This is a genomic window from Sphingomonas sanguinis NBRC 13937 (genome assembly GCF_001591005.1).
Classification (GTDB): domain Bacteria; phylum Pseudomonadota; class Alphaproteobacteria; order Sphingomonadales; family Sphingomonadaceae; genus Sphingomonas; species Sphingomonas sanguinis.
In genome coordinates this window covers 23,798-39,953 of record NZ_BCTY01000021.1, presented here as the reverse complement: position 1 = coordinate 39,953, position 16,156 = coordinate 23,798, and the positions used below count along the sequence as shown (strand labels likewise).

The window sequence follows — 16,156 nt, the reverse complement described above, 5'->3', positions numbered from 1 at the left end:
GTCTCACATTGAGCCTCACTTTTTCCCTTCTTACCGCGCTGCTGTGGCTGCTCCCGGGCATCACCGGGCTTATCTTCTGGAACAATCTGGGCCGACGCCACGGCGTACGACGGCCCGATCAACCGCTTACCGCGCTCAACAGCCTCGCGCTGGCGGGTGGCATCAGCCTCGCGGCGCATCTGTTCGGTGCGATCGTGTGCGACGGGATCGTCGCAATTCTCAGCGGGCCCGAACGACCTGGGCTGGTCTCGCCTTATCGCGTCGTCGCCGGTTTGATGATCCGCCCGACCTCAGGTCCCAATGCCCGCGAACTCGGCCCGGGCGAGCCGCTCGGCCTGATCGAGTTTGCCTTCATCCTCATCTTCCTGTCCTATCTCGTCGCCGTCATGATCCGGCACAGGGGATTGGCGCTGGTGCTCGACGGGCTCGACAGCCACACCCAGGGCTGGGCATTCCAGCACATCATCGATCCGACGAACCATGGCTATTTCCAGCTCGCCTATGTCCTCACCGACGCGGTCGAAGACGGTCGCGGCCTCGGCTACGCGGGAGGGATCGCCGATATCCGTCTGTCGGACGACGGCGAGATCAAGGCGCTGACCCTGTCGGAGCCCAATCGCTTCATCTACATGATCGGCGGCAAACCCAAGGAGAAGGGTCATCTCAGCTTGCCGCGCAGCTGGGGCTCGATGATGCGGCGTGACGATGCGGGCGCGTCGGTCGCTGCCGGACTGGTGGTGGAGGAGGCAAAGCCGGTTGGCGGCGCCATCTACCTCCCCGCCGCGCGTATCCGAAACATGCTGGTGCTGAACTATTCAGAGCAGGCGCTAACCTCCGTCCTTCCTGACGCAGATCCCGCTCCCGCACCGCCCCCCCCTGTCGGCAAGCGCGAACGTGCCCGCGCTGCCGTGGCACAGGGCTTGTCCTGGCTGCTGCGCTGATGCGTTTCGATCCTGCCTTCCTTGCAGCGCTTCCCGACGATGCGCGGCTCATCGCCATCGGCATCGGCGTGTTGCTGCTGCCCCACCTCATCGCCGGACTATTCTGGTCGGCGATCCTGCGTCTCAAGCTGATGGTGCCGGCGGGGATTGTCGGCCTTCTCGCCGCGCAGGGCCTCGCGGTCACGATGACGAGCGGCCTGGGTTGGTTCGGAGGCGCAACCGGCATGGGCCGGACAGCACTCTGCAGCCTGCTCTGGCTGCTGCTGACGCTCATCATCCTGAACGTGCTCGCCGCTGTCGCCACCCGCTACGCGACGCCGCTTGAGTTCGATGGCCGCGTCATCGCGCCGGCCCGCTTCTGGCCTACCGGTCCGCTCGACTGGGTTTTGCGTCACGAGGAGACGGTCAAGAATGCCACCTACGTCCCGCCGAGCGCGCAGCCGCCGCGCGAGGGCTTCGACTGATCGATGCTTTGCAGGCGGGTGGGGCACCCATGCCGGCGGTACCCCCTCCCCTTGCCCGGTGCGAAGGATCAGTATCCGACCTCGACCGGCAACGCACCGCAGGTATGACGCTGCTGTTCCAGTCCCCGTAGCAGAACACATCGTCGACGTCTCCCGGCTGTCGCCGGGACCGCCGCTCTATTCCGCTTGACGCTCCACCGAGCCCCTGACGGGTCTCGGCCCATCCGGGTGACGATCAGCTGACGAAGGCAGTGGCGCACAACGGGGCCGATCGCAGGCAACCGGCGCGCTGTGCCTGTCGAGCGCAATAGGATCGCTGGCGCATAGCACTGGTCTTGCCATCGCGGCACGCGGAGTGGGCGCGCGAGGAAAGGGAGCGACCGGATCGCCGACGTGGTGGACGTCGAGGGCGGCCCAGTGCTTCAGCCACGACGCTCCCGGCCGACGAGGTTCACCCCGCTCTTGGAGGCGCAATCCTTGGGCCGGTGCGGGTCCTTGTACGATCAACCCGTGAAGGGTCCGGGCGCTTCGCTACGGCTTTTTGCCGTGCCGGCAAAAAGTGATCGCGGCCCCTCCCCGTCCTGTCGGGCGCCTGTCGAGCGGGGATGAACCCCGTCGGCTTCACAGGAGCCTCGGACATGTTCAACGACATCTGGATCGCCCGCAAATCCGCCCTCAGCCTCGCCCGCAGCCTCATGGTCGCCACCATGGTCATCGCCATCGGCACCCAATACGCCGTCATCACCGCCGAAGATCACGACAGCTCGCACATCATCGTCAACGAATACGACCCTTTTGCCTGACATCCCGGGGGCTGAAAGGCCCCCCTCCCCTCCCCGTCTCGACCAAGGGCCCGGGCGGGCATCGAACCCGCCCGGGCCCGGTGGAGCGGTTCACCGGCTCACCAGATCCGCTGATCCCGGCTATCGTCGCGCGATGGCGCACGAGCTCGATGACATCGCCGCGCAAACCGAATGCCCGGCGTGCGGTCGGACACTCAACATCGCGTTCAAGACGCTTCGCCTCGCGCGGACGATCGATTGTCCGGGATGCGACGAGACGATCCGACCGATCGACGATAACCCCATCGCCCGCGTGCAGAAGCTGATCGACGAGGCCGACGGCTGACTACCTGACGGCCTCAGAGCAGGCCGCCGGTGACCTCGTGAAACGGCCGGATGCTATAGAGATCGGCGGGCTCGGTCGTCAGCAGGTCATCGACCGGCGCCTCCAGATCGAGCCAACGCGCCCAATCCTCCTGCCGCAACACAACCGGCGCGCGGTCATGGAGATCACTCAGCGCGCCCGGCGGCTGCGTCACCATCGTGAAGCTCTCGATCTCGCCCGCGTCCTGCGTCCTCGCCCGATCCCACAGGCCGGCGAAGCAGATCGGTGCGCCGTCCCGCGGAGCGACGTAGAATTTGGGTTTCGGCTTGCCCTCCCCCTTCCACTCGACCCACCCTTCGGCAGCGATGAGGCAGCGGCGTCGCTTGAAGGCATCGCGAAACGACGGCGCCGTCTTCACGCCCTCGGCACGGGCATTGAACGTCGCAGCCTTCCAGCCGCTGACCGGCCCCTTATGGAAGAAGGGGATCAATCCCCAGCGCATCCAGGTCAGCGCAACCCCGTCCTCCTGCGCGCGCAAGACGACCGCGCGATTGGTGGGACGAACCTCGGGCTGCGGCTCCAGATTGGGTGCCTGATGACGCTCGGGAAAGCGTACGGGGATGCGCGTCTCGTAGAACTCCTCGCAGACTTGATCGAAGCCCTTGGTGCGGCGGTAGTTGGTGCACATCGCTGTGGGCCGTCAACCGAGCGCGGTACGGACCGGTGGCAACGTCGCGAAGCTCCCGAGCAACGCCGGATCGCGCAGCAGCGCCGTCCAGGCCTGCCCGTAGGTCCGCGATGCGAGATAGAAGGTCGAGCCCGCACAGCCGACCATTCGGCAGCGCTCCAGCTTGTCGACCAGCGAATAGCCCACGCCATGGCGGGCAACGATGTCGTCGAGGTCGACGCGCAGTATCGTCCCGCAGACCGCGCAGCGTACGCGAACGAGCGCGTTCATCCGACGCATCTCGCCGACGTTTTCCAGCCAGCGGGGCCACAGGGCGATGATGTCGGCGCCGGTCTCCATCGATGAAGGATAGCGGGTCGGCTCCGCTTTCGTCCAGCATGGTGGGGCGGCTTGGCAGGGCGGCCCCCTACTCTCTTCCGGCGATCATCCGGGACTTTCCTGGCGCGCACGTCCTCGCCGAGGCGCAGCCCGGCGCAAGCCCGCTGGCGCGGGCTTCTCCACTGCCGTTTCGACCCTTCGGGTGCGCCGGGCGGCTATGCCCCGGCGGTCCTGCCGCGTGTCGAAAGGCCCCGATCACCGGGGCTCGAGCGTCAAGGAGACCGTCATGTCCGATGCCACCCCCCGGCCTGCAAGTACCGCCGATGCCGCCAGCGCGATCGCGCGCCTCAACGACCGGCTGCGCGATCACATCACCCAGCCCGGCACCGACCGGGTCATGATGACCAGCGGGATCGCCGAACTGATCGGCGACGTTGGCATCTTCCGCAACTTCCGCAAGCGCGCCGAACTCCTCCGAGCGATCCGGGGCTATGACGCCTTCACGCGCGCGAACGACCCTTATGGCGAACACGACCTCGGCACGTTCGACTTTGAAGGCGCAGCCTGCATGTGGAAGATCGACTATTACAACGCCGACCTGTCCGCCGGCTCGGAAGACCCCTCAGACCCATCCGTGACGGTACGCGTCCTGACGATCATGCGCGCCGACGAGCGCTGATCGGTCGGGCTCCGGCGGTCCTGCCGCCGGGGTCCGGTGCTGGCAGCGCGCCCAGTGCGTCCGATCCGGCGAGAGGCGCCAGGCCGAGGATCGCGATGGTCAGGGGAGCTGTCGCCATCGATCATGGTGACCCACGCAGCGATGCCGTGACCGCGCTCGGTCAACCCGGCGAAGCTGCACCTGCACGGCCGCGTCATATCGGGGCCGTCTTGGGCTCGTTACCTCGTTGGGGCATGTCGCTTGCTCGCGGATCGCCGCGTCCAACGGGAAAAAAAGAAGAGGCTGTCGTCGACGTCTCCCCAGTGTGACGGCCGGCCGGGGTCGGCGTCAAGGATGCGCGGTTCCCCCAATTCTCCCGGCCCGTTCCGCTGGCGCTCCAGGGCCGAGACAATCGGCTCCCCCACGCCCCGCTCGCGCGGCTGCTGGCGCAGTCCTGGAACCCGGCCCCAACCGACCGTCCAGCGGCACCTCGTCTTCACTCGAACAGACGGAGGCTTTCCATGCATGACCAATCGGCTCGTATCCAGGCGTGGCGTTCGGACCTGGCGGCAATCAATCGGGAGCTCGATGCGGCATCCCCCCTCCCCCGGCCATCAAAGGCCAAGCGTCGCCGCAATCCCAAGCCGCTCTGGGAGGAGTGAGCCGTCAGACCTTGAGGGGGGATCCTCGCGATTTTCTCTCCCTGTCGTCGGTCTCTAGGCGATCGCGGCGGGCGCTGGCCCAAGGGAGAAGGCTTCTTCGAGAGATACCACAGAATAGCGGGACAATGGCGGGTTGCGCCGCGGTGCAGCCGTTCGGTAAGGATGAGGCGCCTGCGGAGACGCGGGCCGGGGCGTGGAAACCCCGAAGAGTGAGAGCCGGTTCGATTGACCGGGTGGCGGACGCGTATGTCCAGGCCGCCCGGCTAAAGGCGTTCGCGCCAAGCTCACTCTTGGTTTCCAACACCCGGTTCCGAAGCGACGGCGTGCCCCGCGGGGCACGCCGCCGGCTTCCTGGCCGCCGGCTGCACGGAGCAGAGGTGTAGTGGCAAAGCGGCCGCGCGACATCGAGGTCGAAATTGTGCGGCGGCACCTGCCGAGCGTTCGTCAGCTTCTTTCGGCGCATCTTTGGCTCGCAAAGTCGGCGCGCATGACGCGGCATCGCATTTGGGCGACCTCCCCTTGTCAACCCTGCCGAGCTTGGATGGCCTCTGGATCCGGCGCGGCCAAAGCTATCGGCCGTCGTTTCCGGCCGACGCAACGCTGCTGGTGGGCGACGCCATTCTGCGATCGGCGTCGTATGTCTGGCTGGTGTGCGGCTAGATGGTCAGGGCGACCGTTGGTTATTGCCTGGGCGCAGCGACCATTCCGGCCGGCGACGTGGCCGCCACCGAGGCAAGCCGGTGCACCATGCCTCCGACGACCATGTGCGCAAAGTGTACAATGTGCACCGAGTGAGCACATGGCTAACGTTCACGGTGTGAGCATTTTGAAGGTTGGGACGTGTGCACGGCGTGAACATGTCAGCGCGGTGAATGTATAAACCTCGCGACCAAGTAGCCGCGAGCCGGTAGGAATTCGGTCCAGCTTGCTCTCTGCCGCAGGGTCTTCTCGCGGGGCGGTGATACGCACAACGGCGCGCGCAAACGTTCACAGCGTGAACATGGGCGCATTGTCGACAGGTTCAAGGAGGATCGTCGCGGCTGAAGCGCGGTTGCGCCTCTCGCCAGTACAGGAGCCTATTCGTCCCAGGTAGCTGCACTCACCAGCAGAGCGCCGACGACCTGCTCCCCCTCCCCGCGGCAGCGCCGCGCGGTTCGGGTGCGGGCGGTGACAGGATGGCCAATGATGTGGCGAGGCCGTTCCACGGGTATCGAGGTGAACATATTCAGGCGGTGAGCATGTCGCCAAGGTGAACGTCCTAGCTATGTGAACGTGTGACCAGGGTGAATATCAGAGCGATGTGTACATGAGTGCGGTGTGAACATGTCGCCGCGGTGAGCTTACGACCACACCAAGGCTGCACTGGGATCGCTGACGTCGCCGGTCGCGAAAGGCGATCGGACAACGCCTCGGCGGTTTGGTTGCGCTGATTGCTCGGTCGGCGAAACTCGGTCAACTCCCATCGCTGGCTGAACGCGGTTGCGTGGAATAGACGCTGGTCGTCCTAAGCAGGCGTGAGGGCAGGGGAGGGCGAGTGCCTCTGCGAGTTTCCTCGTGAGCATGTGCTCAATGTGAGCATGCTCACACGTGGCGCTTGAACGTGCCGTCCGATCGCCGAGCGAAGGCGGTCCCCTGGCGCACGGGGCGATGCTGTCGGGAACGCGGCACTGTGGTCGCTTGTCGGACGCGAGTGCAAGCCGCGTCCGGTGCCTGACCCATTGCCAGCCATCCAACGCCCGCAATGCTCACGCGGTGCCCATGTTCACACGGCTTACATGTCAATAAAGTGCGCAAGCGACCATCGCGCACTTGTCACCAATGGGGGCTTGTGCAACTTTGGTCACACGTTCGCGGCGTGGTTGGTGCGTCACATGTGCACATCCGCCGATCAACCTGAGGAGACATCTGTTGCCGGTGATATCGATGCTGTCCCCGAAGGGCGGGGTGGGGAAGACCACTACCTCGCTCATTCTCGCGACGGTTCTCGCTTCGAAAGGGTCGAGCGTCGTGATGATCGACGCCGACCCGAATTTCCCGCTGTCACGCTGGGCGGCGAAGGACGGGAAGCCTGACAATATCGAGGTGGTACCCGAGATCGATGAGGACGAGATCATCAGTACGATCGACGCGGCGCGTAAACGCGCCGACTATGTTATCGTCGACCTGGAAGGGAAGGCCAGCGCGCGGGCGACCAACGCACTGATGATGTCGCATCTCGCCCTTGTCCCGATCCAGGGCTCCGAACTCGACGCCATGGAAGCTGCGCGCGCGTTCAAGGCGATTCGCAATGCCGGTACCGCGCGCCAGCGCCCCTTGCCCTTTGCCGCGGTTCTGACGCGGACGCCTGCTTCGACGAGGCTGTGGCCGCGTGACCTGAAAGCCGTCGTCGGCAATCTGGAAGATGCAGACGTCCCGATGATCTCGACCGCTATCGCCGAGCGCGGTGCATTCCGCGGCCTGTTCAGTATGGGCGGTACGCTGGACGACATGACTGCGGCGGATGTCGGTTCACTCGACAGCGCGAAGGCGAACGCTAACGCCTTCGCGTTCGACGTAGTGACGCTGCTCAAGGAAGGACTGGGCGCATGAGCGAGAAGCCTGCGGCATCGCGTCGATCGATCACCAGCTTCGCCGCTGATGATGACATTCCGGTCCCCACCGCTGAACAGCTGGCCGCAGCCAAATCAGCAGGGGAGGGGCTGGGCTTTCGCTCCGAAAAGCCGGCTCCCGCACCGGCGCAGCGGCCGGCGCCCAAGGTCCGGCAGCCGACCTTTACCGACGCGGTGCACGTCCGGTGCCGTCCCGAGGATCGTGCTCGCTTCGAGGACTTCGTCTGGCGCAACCGCGTTTCAAAGGGTGAGGCAATGACGCTTCTCCTTGACTTGGCCCTGACCGAAGAGGCGCGGAAGGCAAAAGCCGGGAAGTGACGACAAGCTGACCGGGGAGGGGAGGGGGTAAGTCTCCCGGCCATGATCGCGACCGCCCCGTCGATGGCACTCCGCCAGCACAGCCGGCGTCATACACCGGCCGGAAGGGGAGGGGGGCTGACCGCCAGGGACCATCCCCGTCGCTCCTCATGCCGAGCGACGAATCGGTGTGATTGATCGGCCGCAGGGTGACCGTTCCTGTGTCAGGTAGCGTCGCGTTGGGGCTTGCGCGTGCACGCCAAACGCGGGTCAGCGGCCGTTGGGAAGCGGACCAGCGGCAACGGAGCTCGCTATCTGCCGATAGCCTCGATCGGATCGCCTGGTCGTCATGATCTAGGCAACGTCAGCGACTCCGCACGATCGCCCATGTCCCGCCATCGTACCCGTTGCGACCGCGATGGGGCTGGTGAAAGGCGCGAGGCTAGCGGCCGAGGAGCCTTGGTTGCCGGGAGCCGGTGCCGTCCTCGCTGCGACGGACTGGTGCGATCGCGGGAACGGCATCCGCTACGACGGGTGTGCTACCGACGATCCGTCGAGCGACCGTTCACGACAGCTATCCGAGCTCCGGGGACTGGTCGCCGGCAAGCGGAGAGGGGGAGGGGGTCGCGGGAACGCCGCTCTGATGCCCTGTTCCCTTCGCGCGATCGGATCCGCGAACGGCTGCCGCTGACACGCCGTTGGTCGGACATGCGATCCTCCAGAATACGCTCGCCCCGGCCGACCGATCAGCCCGAGAGCGCGGCCAGTCGTTCAGCCACTGCCTTGCCGCCATGGGAGGCGAGCGCCGCTGCGATCGTGCGGGCGTCGGACTTCTCGATGGCAGCGATCTTGACCCGCTCGAGCGCGGCCAGAAGGACAGGACGACCGGCGTCACGGGCCGCTTCCGTCGCTTGCTTCGCCTGCTCGTCGACGCGCGCCAGTTCGGCAAGCAGCGCCTCGCGTCTCGCCGCGATGGCCGCCAGATCACCGGTGTTGGATTTCGCACGAGGCATGTGGCGTTCTCTCTTGTGCTGCAATTCGTGGACAGCACAAACATGGCCGACCCTCTCCAAGATTACTAGGTATCAGGGTATTGATCTTGTCCAGATCGACGGTGTCGATACCGGACCGGCATCAATGACGACTGCCAAGGCCGTTCGACTGTCGAACGTATCAGGCGTCCATGTGCTTGCAATAACCTCGGCAATACAGCCCACTCCGCGTCTGGAGTGATTTCACTCCATCTAATTGGTTTTTGTACGAGGGTGGATCAATTATGAGGGATGGCAGGATATGCCATCTGGCACCAATGTAATACATTGGCTCGATGGCACCGCTGCACGGGGCTTTGAAAGTGGTGATCAGTCTTCGGCTCAAGGACGATCTGATCGCGGAGATCGACCGCGTCGCGGCCGCCCATGGCCAGACCCGGAGCGCCTGGATCGCGCAGATCCTCACGCGCACGGTGCTTGCGTCGGAACATGATGACCTGCCCATCGCGGGGGCGGCAGGTAGGCTCGATCACGAGGGTCATTCAGACGAGCAGGTCCGGGTGACGGTCCGCCTCAACCGGCGCGAGATCGAGGCGATCGATATTGTTGGCGCGCCGCTCGGCCTGTCCCGCAACGAGTGGATCAAACGCGCCCTGCGCTGGCAGCTCTGGGACAAGGCCGCGCAGCTCCGGCTATGCCCGGCCATGAAGGAGGAGGTCGGAAAAGTCCGCAAGCAGATCCTTCTGATCGGCCGCAACATCAACCAGGCGGTCCATGCCATGAATGCCGCCAACCAGCCCGAGAGCAGCCTCGACATCGCGCGGATTGCGGAACCCTTTCTGGAGACGTGCGCCGACCTGAAGATCGTTCTGCACGCCACTCGGCGCAGCCTGTCCGCCTATGTCGGGGGCGAAGTCGCGTATTGGACCGGCGCGTTCGGAGCACCGCGCGCGTGAGCCTCAACCTGTCGCCGGGCACGCTCGACACGATGGCGGGGATCTTCGCGCCAGCGAAGAAGCAGAGGCTCGGCAGCGGGGGCGGGTCGCCTCCACCAGCAAAGCAGGGCGGAACAATGCTGAGGCTCGCGGTCGCCTCCATGTTCCCGAAGGCCACGAGCCGACCGGGTGGCGGTCGCCAACCTTATGCGACGAAGCAGGCATTCGGTGCGGGCGCCCAAGGCGCCGTCAGTCGTCGCGCTATCGCGACGATGGACCGAACCGCACGCCGGGTCCCCGAGGTCCTCGTTCGCATCACGGGACGTCAGCATGGCAGCGGGCACGTGCTCGCCAATTTCGCCTACATCAGTCGCCTTGGTCACGGCACCGACAAGCAATTGGCGCTGTATACGAGCGACGAGGAGGTGCTCCGTGACGGACGCGCCATGCAGGAGCTCGCGCAGGATTGGCAGGAATGGGAGATGGGCGACGATGCCCGCCGCAAGGGCGCGACGTCGCTATCGATGATCCTTTCGATGCCATCGGGTACCGATCCCGAACGCCTCAAGGCGGCCGCGCTGGATTTCGCGCGGGAGGAATTCGCGAACCGGTCCTGGGTCGCGTCGCTCCACATTGACCGGGATCATCCGCACGTTCACCTGACCTTCGCACGGCGCGACCATGATGGTCGACGTTTTCACCCCACCCGTGACGACCTCTTCCGCTACCGCCAGCGCTTCGCCCAGAAGCTGCGCGACCGCGGCATAGAGGCGAATGCGACGCCGGCGAAGGCGAGGGGGGTAGACCCCAAGCATGAGCCGATCGCTGCCAGGAAAGTGCGAGCAAACGGCCAGGTACCGCGGCTCGACACGAACCGCCTCGCGCGCGCACAACGCTTCGCGAACGCGACCACAGCCGATCCGGTTCGGGCTATCCTTACCGAGCAACAGGCCGTCGTCAGGGACGCCTATCTGCAGTCGATCGCCGAGCTCAGTGCCACCCCGTCGGTCGTCAACCAGACGGTCGCGAAAAGCCTGCAACGGTTCGTCGAGGTTCTGCCCGACCCCGAACCGAACTCCATCCAGGCCGCCCATACGCTCCGCGTGCTGCGGGCGTTGGACACCCGACTTGGTGGACTCGAAGCGGAGGCAAGCGATGCGCCAGCGGACCCGATCGCCGCCGCGATCGCCCGGTCCAGCGCGATGAGGGACCGGATCGAGGCACGTCGTCTTCGCGATCAGACGGATGCGGTCCGCTCGCCCGAACCCGTCGACCCCGAGCGGCAGAAGGAGGAAACTCGGACACCAATCACCCGCCACGATCCGGCAACCGCACCGACCGATATCGACGAGGTAATGCGTCAGGTTCAGGAGCGAGAACGCGCGCGGATGGCCCGCGAGCGGGAGCGGGATCGAAGCCCTGGTAGGGGAGGGCCGACGCGATGAGCGATGTCAGTCAGACTGCCGCCCTAGCTGTAGGCGCTTGCAAACGGAACTGCCTCTGCTCGCAAACAGCGTGGATTTCTGCTCAAATTAGCTGACAGCGGGCGAGCCGTGCTGCTCACGCTGAATGACAATGTGCTCGCTATCGTCCGTGCCTGCTTGCAAACGGCGGTGGCCTGCTCACGCTTTCCGCCAATGGCGATCGATGTCGATGAGTGATCGGTGTTCGTATGGTCCTCGGTGAGTTTACCCATCTCTGTCAGATCGCCGCAGTCGAATCACGACGAAACGGACGCCGAAGAACAGCCCAAAGCCAATGGTCGCGCTGGGTGCCAGAACAAACGGAATGAAGCCTTTCTTACATTCAACATCTGGCACGCAGTCGCCAAGGGCGTCAGCGACCATCAAGATGAAGAATATAGGCAGTGTCACGATCGCCGCGACGCCGCATCCCCATTTGCTGCCTGCGCTGGTTCCGCCACGGTATCGGTTATCGTTCATGCCGAAAGCCGAACAGTCGAAGGGCCTGAAGCAGGCCATCTACACTGCCCGACACCCGTGATTGAGCCTTCATCGCCATACGGCTCTGCCTTTTCCGTAACCCGGATGGCGAGCGTCGAACTCATCCATGAAGGTCAGTCGCGCTCTGGCTAGCAGTTCGCACGCCTCCTGCGAGTAGCCGTAGTCGCCAGCGTCGGCGAGCAAGTCATGCAAGCCCAGCATGAAGACCTGATACCGTTCGGCGGGATCCTTGATATGGCCCCACTCATCTGTTTCGCGACCGAAGTCGTCATGCGTGACAGCCATTATGCGGCTCGGGCTTTGGCTCGGAAGAAGGTCGTTTCCGGCCCGATCAGATCGGGGTCGATCCCGCTCTCCTGGGCAGCCAGTTGCTGAATGATCCGCCAAATCTCGGGGGCGGTGAGACGCGCGCCGTCGCGGGCCAGCCTGCCGCGATTTTGCTCCGTCACCAGTCGGGCAAGATCACCGATCGTTTCACATCCCCGAGGCAGTCGGCGACGGTCGATGTGCCGCAACCACAGCCCGGCGTAGGCGCTCGCTCCAGCGGCGAAGATGCGAAGAGGCGGTGCCAGCGTCGTGAACGCGATGATCGCAACCGCGACGGCAAAGCAGAAACCACCGGCGATCCCCGGCCAACCGGCCCGCGTCGCCGGCATCTTCAGGTCGGTATCGGCTTCCAGGTCGGTGAACGACTGACGCAGCTTGTCACCGATCAGCGGCGCCAGCGGCTTATCCGGCCCGACGTGCCGGCCGAGACCAAGCGCGCGTCGAAGCCTGTAGAACGTCATCTGCGTGGCACATGTGATGCCGCCACCACCATGAGCCGCGACATGCGCGACGACATGGTCGCGCACCTCGCCGAACGTCCTCCACGGCAGGTCCGAGCGCAGGCGGAGATTAAAGATGCGCTCTATCGCGAAGAAGAAATCGGTGTCGTCTCCATCGCCCGCCCAGCCAACCGTATCGAGCACCTGCATGAACCCTGCTCCTCAGAGGTTCTGCAAAACGACCGTTTCTGATGAGCCGGTCGCCTTGCTTGCCTGGCAACGTAAATCTGCGGGCCGGGCTTTGTCAAAACTGTTCTGGAAACCGGCTTCGCAAAACGGTATGCTCCGCACGGGTTTGGAGAAGATCGGACGCCCATGCGGGTCGGTTATGCGAGGGTCAGCACCAGCGACCAGAACCCTGAGCTTCAGCTCGACGCGCTGCGCCGCGCCGGCTGCGAGCGGGTGTTCACCGAGAAGGCGTCGGGTGCGCGCGACGATCGGCCTGAACTGGCGCGCATCCTGAAAGACGTGCTGCGTGCAGGCGACACGCTGGTCGTCTGGAAGCTCGACCGTCTCGCCCGTTCGCTCAAGAAGCTGATCACCACAGCCGAGGAACTCGAGCACGAAAAGATCGGGCTGGTGTCGCTGACCGAGAGCATCGACACGACCACGCCGGGCGGGATGCTCACTTTTCATGTGTTCGGCGCAATCGCGCAGTTCGAGCGCGCCCTGATCCGCGAGCGGACCACCGCCGGTCTGGTGGAAGCGCGCCGGCAGGGCCGCAAGGGCGGCCGCCCATCGATAATGCGCCCGAGCGACGTCACCGCAGCCCGCGCCATGATGAAAGAGGGCACGCTCCCGGTGCGCGACATCGCCAAGCGCATGGGCGTGTCGGTCGCGACCCTCTACCGCTATGCCGGCAAGCGCGGTAGCGGCGTACCGGCCAAGGAGCCTGTCGCAGCCCATGGCTGACCGGGCGAAGCGGCCGCCCGGAGAGGCGCTGGTCGACCTTCGCCGACGATTGTCGCTGTTGCCGCCACGCGATCCCGGTCGCACCGAGATCGTCGCGCGTGCGGCCGAGGCTTACGGCATCTCGATCTCGACGCTGTACCGGGCGCTGCGCGAGCTGAACCGGCCTCGGTCGGTGCGCAGATCCGATCACGGCGCGACGCGGATCGCGCCGCAGGCGGAGATGGAGCGCTATGCCGAGATCGTCGCCGCGCTGAAGATCAGAACGACCAACAAGAAGGGCCGGCACGTCTCCACCGCCCGCGCCATCGAGTTTCTGGAAACCGATGGCGTCGAGACGCCGGAGGGCCTGGTCAAGGTCGCGCCCGGTCTATTGAAGCGGGCAACCATCGACCGGCTGCTCCGCGCGTCGGGGCTGGATTATGCCCGTGTCACCCGCCCGCATGCGGCCGTGCGCTTCCAGGCGCGGCGATCCAACGAGCTGTGGCACTTCGACATGAGCCCGTCCGACCTCAAGCAGGTCGAGGCGCCGCTGTGGATCGAACAGGGTCGCGGCAAACCGACGCTCATGCTGTTCTCGGTCGTCGATGACTGCTCGGGCGTGGTCTATCAGGAATATCGCAGCGTCTATGGCGAGGACGCCGAGTCCGCGCTGCGCTTCCTGTTCAACGCCTTCGCCGCCAAGCCCGAACCCGAGCTGCCGTTCCAGGGCCTGCCGGTCACGATCTACATGGACAACGGCCCGGTCAGCCGGTCGCGCGTGTTCCAGTCGGTAATGGGCAGTCTGGGTATTCGCGTCCTCACCCATCTGCCGCCCAAACAGGACGACCGGCACACCGCGGCCCGCGCCAAGGGCAAGGTCGAGCGGCCGTTCCGCACGGTAAAGGAAGTGCATGAGACCCTCTACCACTTCCACAAGCCGAAGGACGAGGCGGAAGCCAATCTGTGGATGCGGCGCGCGCTCGTCACCTACAACAATGGCGGCCATCGGTCCGAGCCGCACGCCCGGATCGAGCATTGGCTGCGCCACCTGCCGGGCGAGGGCGTGCGCGCCATGTGCTCGTGGGAACGGTTCTGCGCCTTCGCGCGCGAGCCCGAGCGGCGCACCGTCGCGGGCGACGCGACCGTTTCGGTCGAGGGTGCCTCCTACGAGGTCGAACCCGAGCTTGCCGGCGAGACGGTGACGCTGCTCTGGGGCTTGTTCGACCAGCAGTTGTTCGTGGAGCATGGCGGCAAGCGATACGGACCCTACGAGCCGTCGCGCGGCGCGGTGCCGCTCTACCGCTACCGCAAGTACCAGAAGAGCCGCGCCGAGGAGCGGCTCGACAAAGTGGTCCGGCTCGCCGACCAGCTCGGGCTTCCCCGTGCGACCGTGACGGGCGGCGATCGACCGCTGCCGTCACTGCCACCCTCCACCACAGGGCTTGTGGTCCGGCAGACCTCTTTCCCCGAGCCGGCGATCGAGACGGCGTACCCGACCGGGCTCGCGGCACGTCACGCCATCGTCGACCAGCTACAGCGACCGCTCGGTTCACTGCCCGAGGCGGACCGTGCCTTCATCGACGCGCTGCTGGGCGAAACGCTCGACAAGACCATCATCGCCGGCCGCATCCGCGAGCGGTTTCAGGCAAGACGGGGGATAAGCTGATGCTCGCCGACGTTCAATCCAGCTACGGGCTGGCCCGCCCGTTTCATGGTGCCGGCAACTTCGAGACCGAGCATCAGCGCAACCTCGTGCGCGAGGTCTGCGCAGCGGTGCAGACCGGCCGGCTGATCGTCGTGTCCGGGCTGGTCGGATCGGGCAAGACGCATCTCCTGCGCCGCATCGAGGACGAGCTGGTCAGGGCCGGCAAGGTCGCCGTCGCCAAGTCGCTCGCGGTCGACAAGCGTCGGACCTCGCTGCCGTCGTTGATCGAGGCGTTGTTCTACGACCTCTCGCCCGGCGACCGCGCCCAGGTGAAGATCCCCAAGCAGGCCGAGCGGCGCGAGCGCGACCTGCGCGACATCATGCGCAAGGGCAAGCGCCCGGTCGTGCTGGTGGTCGACGAGGCGCACGACCTCCACCACAAGACGCTGACCGGCCTCAAGCGGCTGATGGAGGTGGTGGCCGATGCCGGCGTGCTGCTGTCGGTCCTGCTCGTCGGCCATCCCCGGCTGCGCAACGACCTGCGTCGTCCGCAGATGGAGGAGATCGGCTATCGCACCACGACCTTCGATTATGAAGGCATCGGTGCCGAGCGACGCGACTATGTCGCCTGGCTGCTCGGTGCCTGCGCGGCGGAGGGCGTCAAGGTCGCCGACCTGATGGACGAGGACGCGATCGACCTCATCGCCGAGCGCCTGCGCACCCCGCTCCAGATCGAGATGCACCTGACCCTCGCTTTCGAGCAGGGCTTCCGGCTTGCCGCCAAGCCCGTCACGGTCGAGATCGTCGAGCAGGTGCTGTCGCGCGCGATCGACGACCTCGAACCCACGCTGACGCGCAACGGTTACGACGCCGGCGCGCTCGCCAGCCAGCTCAACACCCGGCCGTCCGACGTACGCGCGTTTCTCACCGGAACGCTGGACGCCGAGCACACCCGCGAACTGACCGAGCGGCTCCGCGAGGCGGGGGTGCCGATATGACGCCAGTCACGAACTTCACTGGCATATATCGTGAGCAGGCCAGTCCCGTTTGCAAGCAGGCACGGATGATGGCGAGCATGTTGTCATTTAGCGTGAGCAGCGCGGCTCGCCTGCTGTCATTCAATCTGAGCAGAAATCCGCGCTGTTTGCGAGCACGAGG

General features: G+C 65.6%; 18 protein-coding genes. 12 read left to right on the top strand and 6 right to left on the bottom strand.

Features of this window, described 5'->3' with window-relative positions:
* Positions 1-8 precede the first annotated feature (8 nt).
* The 4 genes from SSA01S_RS10460 to SSA01S_RS10450 all read left to right on the top strand — a co-directional run bounded on the left by SSA01S_RS10460 (position 9) and on the right by SSA01S_RS10450 (position 2,533).
* A complete protein-coding gene (locus tag SSA01S_RS10460) occupies positions 9-941 on the top strand; it encodes a hypothetical protein (RefSeq protein ID WP_061780316.1) in 933 nt (310 codons plus the stop codon).
* Positions 941-1,405 carry a hypothetical protein gene (locus SSA01S_RS10455; protein ID WP_061780315.1) on the top strand — a complete coding sequence of 155 codons (465 nt, stop codon included), beginning with the start codon at positions 941-943 and terminating at the stop codon, positions 1,403-1,405. The genes SSA01S_RS10460 and SSA01S_RS10455 overlap by 1 nt, the downstream gene beginning before the upstream one ends.
* Before the next feature lie 638 nt (positions 1,406-2,043).
* Complete coding sequence (locus SSA01S_RS19810; RefSeq protein ID WP_165800937.1) at positions 2,044-2,208, top strand: hypothetical protein; 165 nt, start codon at positions 2,044-2,046, stop codon at positions 2,206-2,208.
* Positions 2,209-2,341: 133 nt separating this feature from the next.
* Positions 2,342-2,533 carry a hypothetical protein gene (locus tag SSA01S_RS10450; protein ID WP_061780314.1) on the top strand — a complete coding sequence of 64 codons (192 nt, stop codon included), beginning with the start codon at positions 2,342-2,344 and terminating at the stop codon, positions 2,531-2,533.
* 13 nt (positions 2,534-2,546) lie between these two features.
* On the opposite strand, the gene SSA01S_RS10445 is transcribed toward SSA01S_RS10450, so the two are convergent.
* Entirely contained in the window at positions 2,547-3,200 is a 654-nt protein-coding gene (locus SSA01S_RS10445; RefSeq protein ID WP_052814254.1) for an SOS response-associated peptidase, read from the bottom strand.
* A 12-nt stretch (positions 3,201-3,212) separates the two neighbouring features.
* Positions 3,213-3,539: a hypothetical protein gene (locus SSA01S_RS10440; protein ID WP_043061319.1), complete on the bottom strand. Its 327-nt coding sequence runs from the start codon at positions 3,537-3,539 to the stop codon at positions 3,213-3,215.
* Positions 3,540-3,804: 265 nt separating this feature from the next.
* Between SSA01S_RS10440 and SSA01S_RS10435 the strand changes: the two genes are divergently transcribed.
* The 3 genes from SSA01S_RS10435 (at position 3,805) to SSA01S_RS10425 (ending at position 7,765) form a co-directional block, all read left to right on the top strand.
* Positions 3,805-4,197, top strand: coding sequence for a DUF3768 domain-containing protein (locus SSA01S_RS10435; protein ID WP_061780325.1), 393 nt, complete (start codon positions 3,805-3,807; stop codon positions 4,195-4,197).
* 2,555 nt (positions 4,198-6,752) lie between these two features.
* Positions 6,753-7,427: an AAA family ATPase gene (locus SSA01S_RS10430; protein WP_244885654.1), complete on the top strand. Its 675-nt coding sequence runs from the start codon at positions 6,753-6,755 to the stop codon at positions 7,425-7,427.
* Positions 7,424-7,765 carry a hypothetical protein gene (locus SSA01S_RS10425; protein ID WP_043061317.1) on the top strand — a complete coding sequence of 114 codons (342 nt, stop codon included), beginning with the start codon at positions 7,424-7,426 and terminating at the stop codon, positions 7,763-7,765. Before SSA01S_RS10430 ends, SSA01S_RS10425 begins: the two co-directional genes overlap by 4 nt.
* A gap of 725 nt (positions 7,766-8,490) precedes the next feature.
* Here the strand turns inward: SSA01S_RS10425 and SSA01S_RS10420 are convergent.
* The gene (locus SSA01S_RS10420; RefSeq protein ID WP_043061316.1) at positions 8,491-8,757 is read right to left on the bottom strand and encodes a hypothetical protein; all 267 of its coding nucleotides are present in this window, start codon (positions 8,755-8,757) and stop codon (positions 8,491-8,493) included.
* A 314-nt stretch (positions 8,758-9,071) separates the two neighbouring features.
* On the opposite strand from SSA01S_RS10420, the gene SSA01S_RS10415 reads away from it, so the two are divergent.
* Together SSA01S_RS10415 and SSA01S_RS10410 are read left to right on the top strand one after the other, a co-directional pair.
* Complete coding sequence (locus SSA01S_RS10415; RefSeq protein ID WP_217498064.1) at positions 9,072-9,692, top strand: ribbon-helix-helix domain-containing protein; 621 nt, start codon at positions 9,072-9,074, stop codon at positions 9,690-9,692.
* Positions 9,689-11,116: a relaxase/mobilization nuclease domain-containing protein gene (locus SSA01S_RS10410; RefSeq protein ID WP_241769347.1), complete on the top strand. Its 1,428-nt coding sequence runs from the start codon at positions 9,689-9,691 to the stop codon at positions 11,114-11,116. The genes SSA01S_RS10415 and SSA01S_RS10410 overlap by 4 nt, the downstream gene beginning before the upstream one ends.
* Positions 11,117-11,359: 243 nt before the next feature.
* On the opposite strand, the gene SSA01S_RS10405 is transcribed toward SSA01S_RS10410, so the two are convergent.
* The 3 genes from SSA01S_RS10405 to SSA01S_RS10395 all read right to left on the bottom strand — a co-directional run bounded on the left by SSA01S_RS10405 (position 11,360) and on the right by SSA01S_RS10395 (position 12,612).
* Positions 11,360-11,614 carry a hypothetical protein gene (locus SSA01S_RS10405; protein WP_156477746.1) on the bottom strand — a complete coding sequence of 85 codons (255 nt, stop codon included), beginning with the start codon at positions 11,612-11,614 and terminating at the stop codon, positions 11,360-11,362.
* 69 nt (positions 11,615-11,683) lie between these two features.
* On the bottom strand, positions 11,684-11,920 hold the full coding sequence (locus SSA01S_RS10400; protein WP_061780311.1) for a hypothetical protein: 237 nt from the start codon (positions 11,918-11,920) through the stop codon (positions 11,684-11,686).
* Entirely contained in the window at positions 11,920-12,612 is a 693-nt protein-coding gene (locus SSA01S_RS10395) for a hypothetical protein (protein WP_061780310.1), read from the bottom strand. Before SSA01S_RS10395 ends, SSA01S_RS10400 begins: the two co-directional genes overlap by 1 nt.
* Before the next feature lie 165 nt (positions 12,613-12,777).
* On the opposite strand from SSA01S_RS10395, the gene SSA01S_RS10390 reads away from it, so the two are divergent.
* The 3 genes from SSA01S_RS10390 to SSA01S_RS10380 are packed head-to-tail and all read left to right on the top strand — an operon-like array spanning position 12,778 to position 15,996.
* The gene (locus tag SSA01S_RS10390) at positions 12,778-13,374 is read left to right on the top strand and encodes a recombinase family protein (protein WP_061780309.1); all 597 of its coding nucleotides are present in this window, start codon (positions 12,778-12,780) and stop codon (positions 13,372-13,374) included.
* Positions 13,367-15,019 (top strand): IS481 family transposase, encoded by a 1,653-nt coding sequence (locus SSA01S_RS10385; protein ID WP_061780308.1) that lies wholly within the window; start codon positions 13,367-13,369, stop codon positions 15,017-15,019. Before SSA01S_RS10390 ends, SSA01S_RS10385 begins: the two co-directional genes overlap by 8 nt.
* A complete protein-coding gene (locus SSA01S_RS10380; protein WP_061780307.1) occupies positions 15,019-15,996 on the top strand; it encodes an ExeA family protein in 978 nt (325 codons plus the stop codon). Before SSA01S_RS10385 ends, SSA01S_RS10380 begins: the two co-directional genes overlap by 1 nt.
* Positions 15,997-16,156: the final 160 nt, after the last annotated feature.

Coding starts and splice junctions, on each gene's coding strand:
- SSA01S_RS10445 (WP_052814254.1), bottom strand. CDS start 3,200: ATGTGCACCAACTACCGCCGCACCAAGGGCTTCGATCAAGTCTGCGAG.
- SSA01S_RS10435 (WP_061780325.1), top strand. CDS start 3,805: ATGTCCGATGCCACCCCCCGGCCTGCAAGTACCGCCGATGCCGCCAGC.
- SSA01S_RS10390 (WP_061780309.1), top strand. CDS start 12,778: ATGCGGGTCGGTTATGCGAGGGTCAGCACCAGCGACCAGAACCCTGAG.
- SSA01S_RS10440 (WP_043061319.1), bottom strand. CDS start 3,539: ATGGAGACCGGCGCCGACATCATCGCCCTGTGGCCCCGCTGGCTGGAA.
- SSA01S_RS10420 (WP_043061316.1), bottom strand. CDS start 8,757: ATGCCTCGTGCGAAATCCAACACCGGTGATCTGGCGGCCATCGCGGCG.
- SSA01S_RS19810 (WP_165800937.1), top strand. CDS start 2,044: ATGTTCAACGACATCTGGATCGCCCGCAAATCCGCCCTCAGCCTCGCC.
- SSA01S_RS10395 (WP_061780310.1), bottom strand. CDS start 12,612: ATGCAGGTGCTCGATACGGTTGGCTGGGCGGGCGATGGAGACGACACC.
- SSA01S_RS10425 (WP_043061317.1), top strand. CDS start 7,424: ATGAGCGAGAAGCCTGCGGCATCGCGTCGATCGATCACCAGCTTCGCC.
- SSA01S_RS10380 (WP_061780307.1), top strand. CDS start 15,019: ATGCTCGCCGACGTTCAATCCAGCTACGGGCTGGCCCGCCCGTTTCAT.
- SSA01S_RS10415 (WP_217498064.1), top strand. CDS start 9,072: ATGGCACCGCTGCACGGGGCTTTGAAAGTGGTGATCAGTCTTCGGCTC.
- SSA01S_RS10405 (WP_156477746.1), bottom strand. CDS start 11,614: ATGAACGATAACCGATACCGTGGCGGAACCAGCGCAGGCAGCAAATGG.
- SSA01S_RS10450 (WP_061780314.1), top strand. CDS start 2,342: ATGGCGCACGAGCTCGATGACATCGCCGCGCAAACCGAATGCCCGGCG.
- SSA01S_RS10385 (WP_061780308.1), top strand. CDS start 13,367: ATGGCTGACCGGGCGAAGCGGCCGCCCGGAGAGGCGCTGGTCGACCTT.
- SSA01S_RS10400 (WP_061780311.1), bottom strand. CDS start 11,920: ATGGCTGTCACGCATGACGACTTCGGTCGCGAAACAGATGAGTGGGGC.
- SSA01S_RS10455 (WP_061780315.1), top strand. CDS start 941: ATGCGTTTCGATCCTGCCTTCCTTGCAGCGCTTCCCGACGATGCGCGG.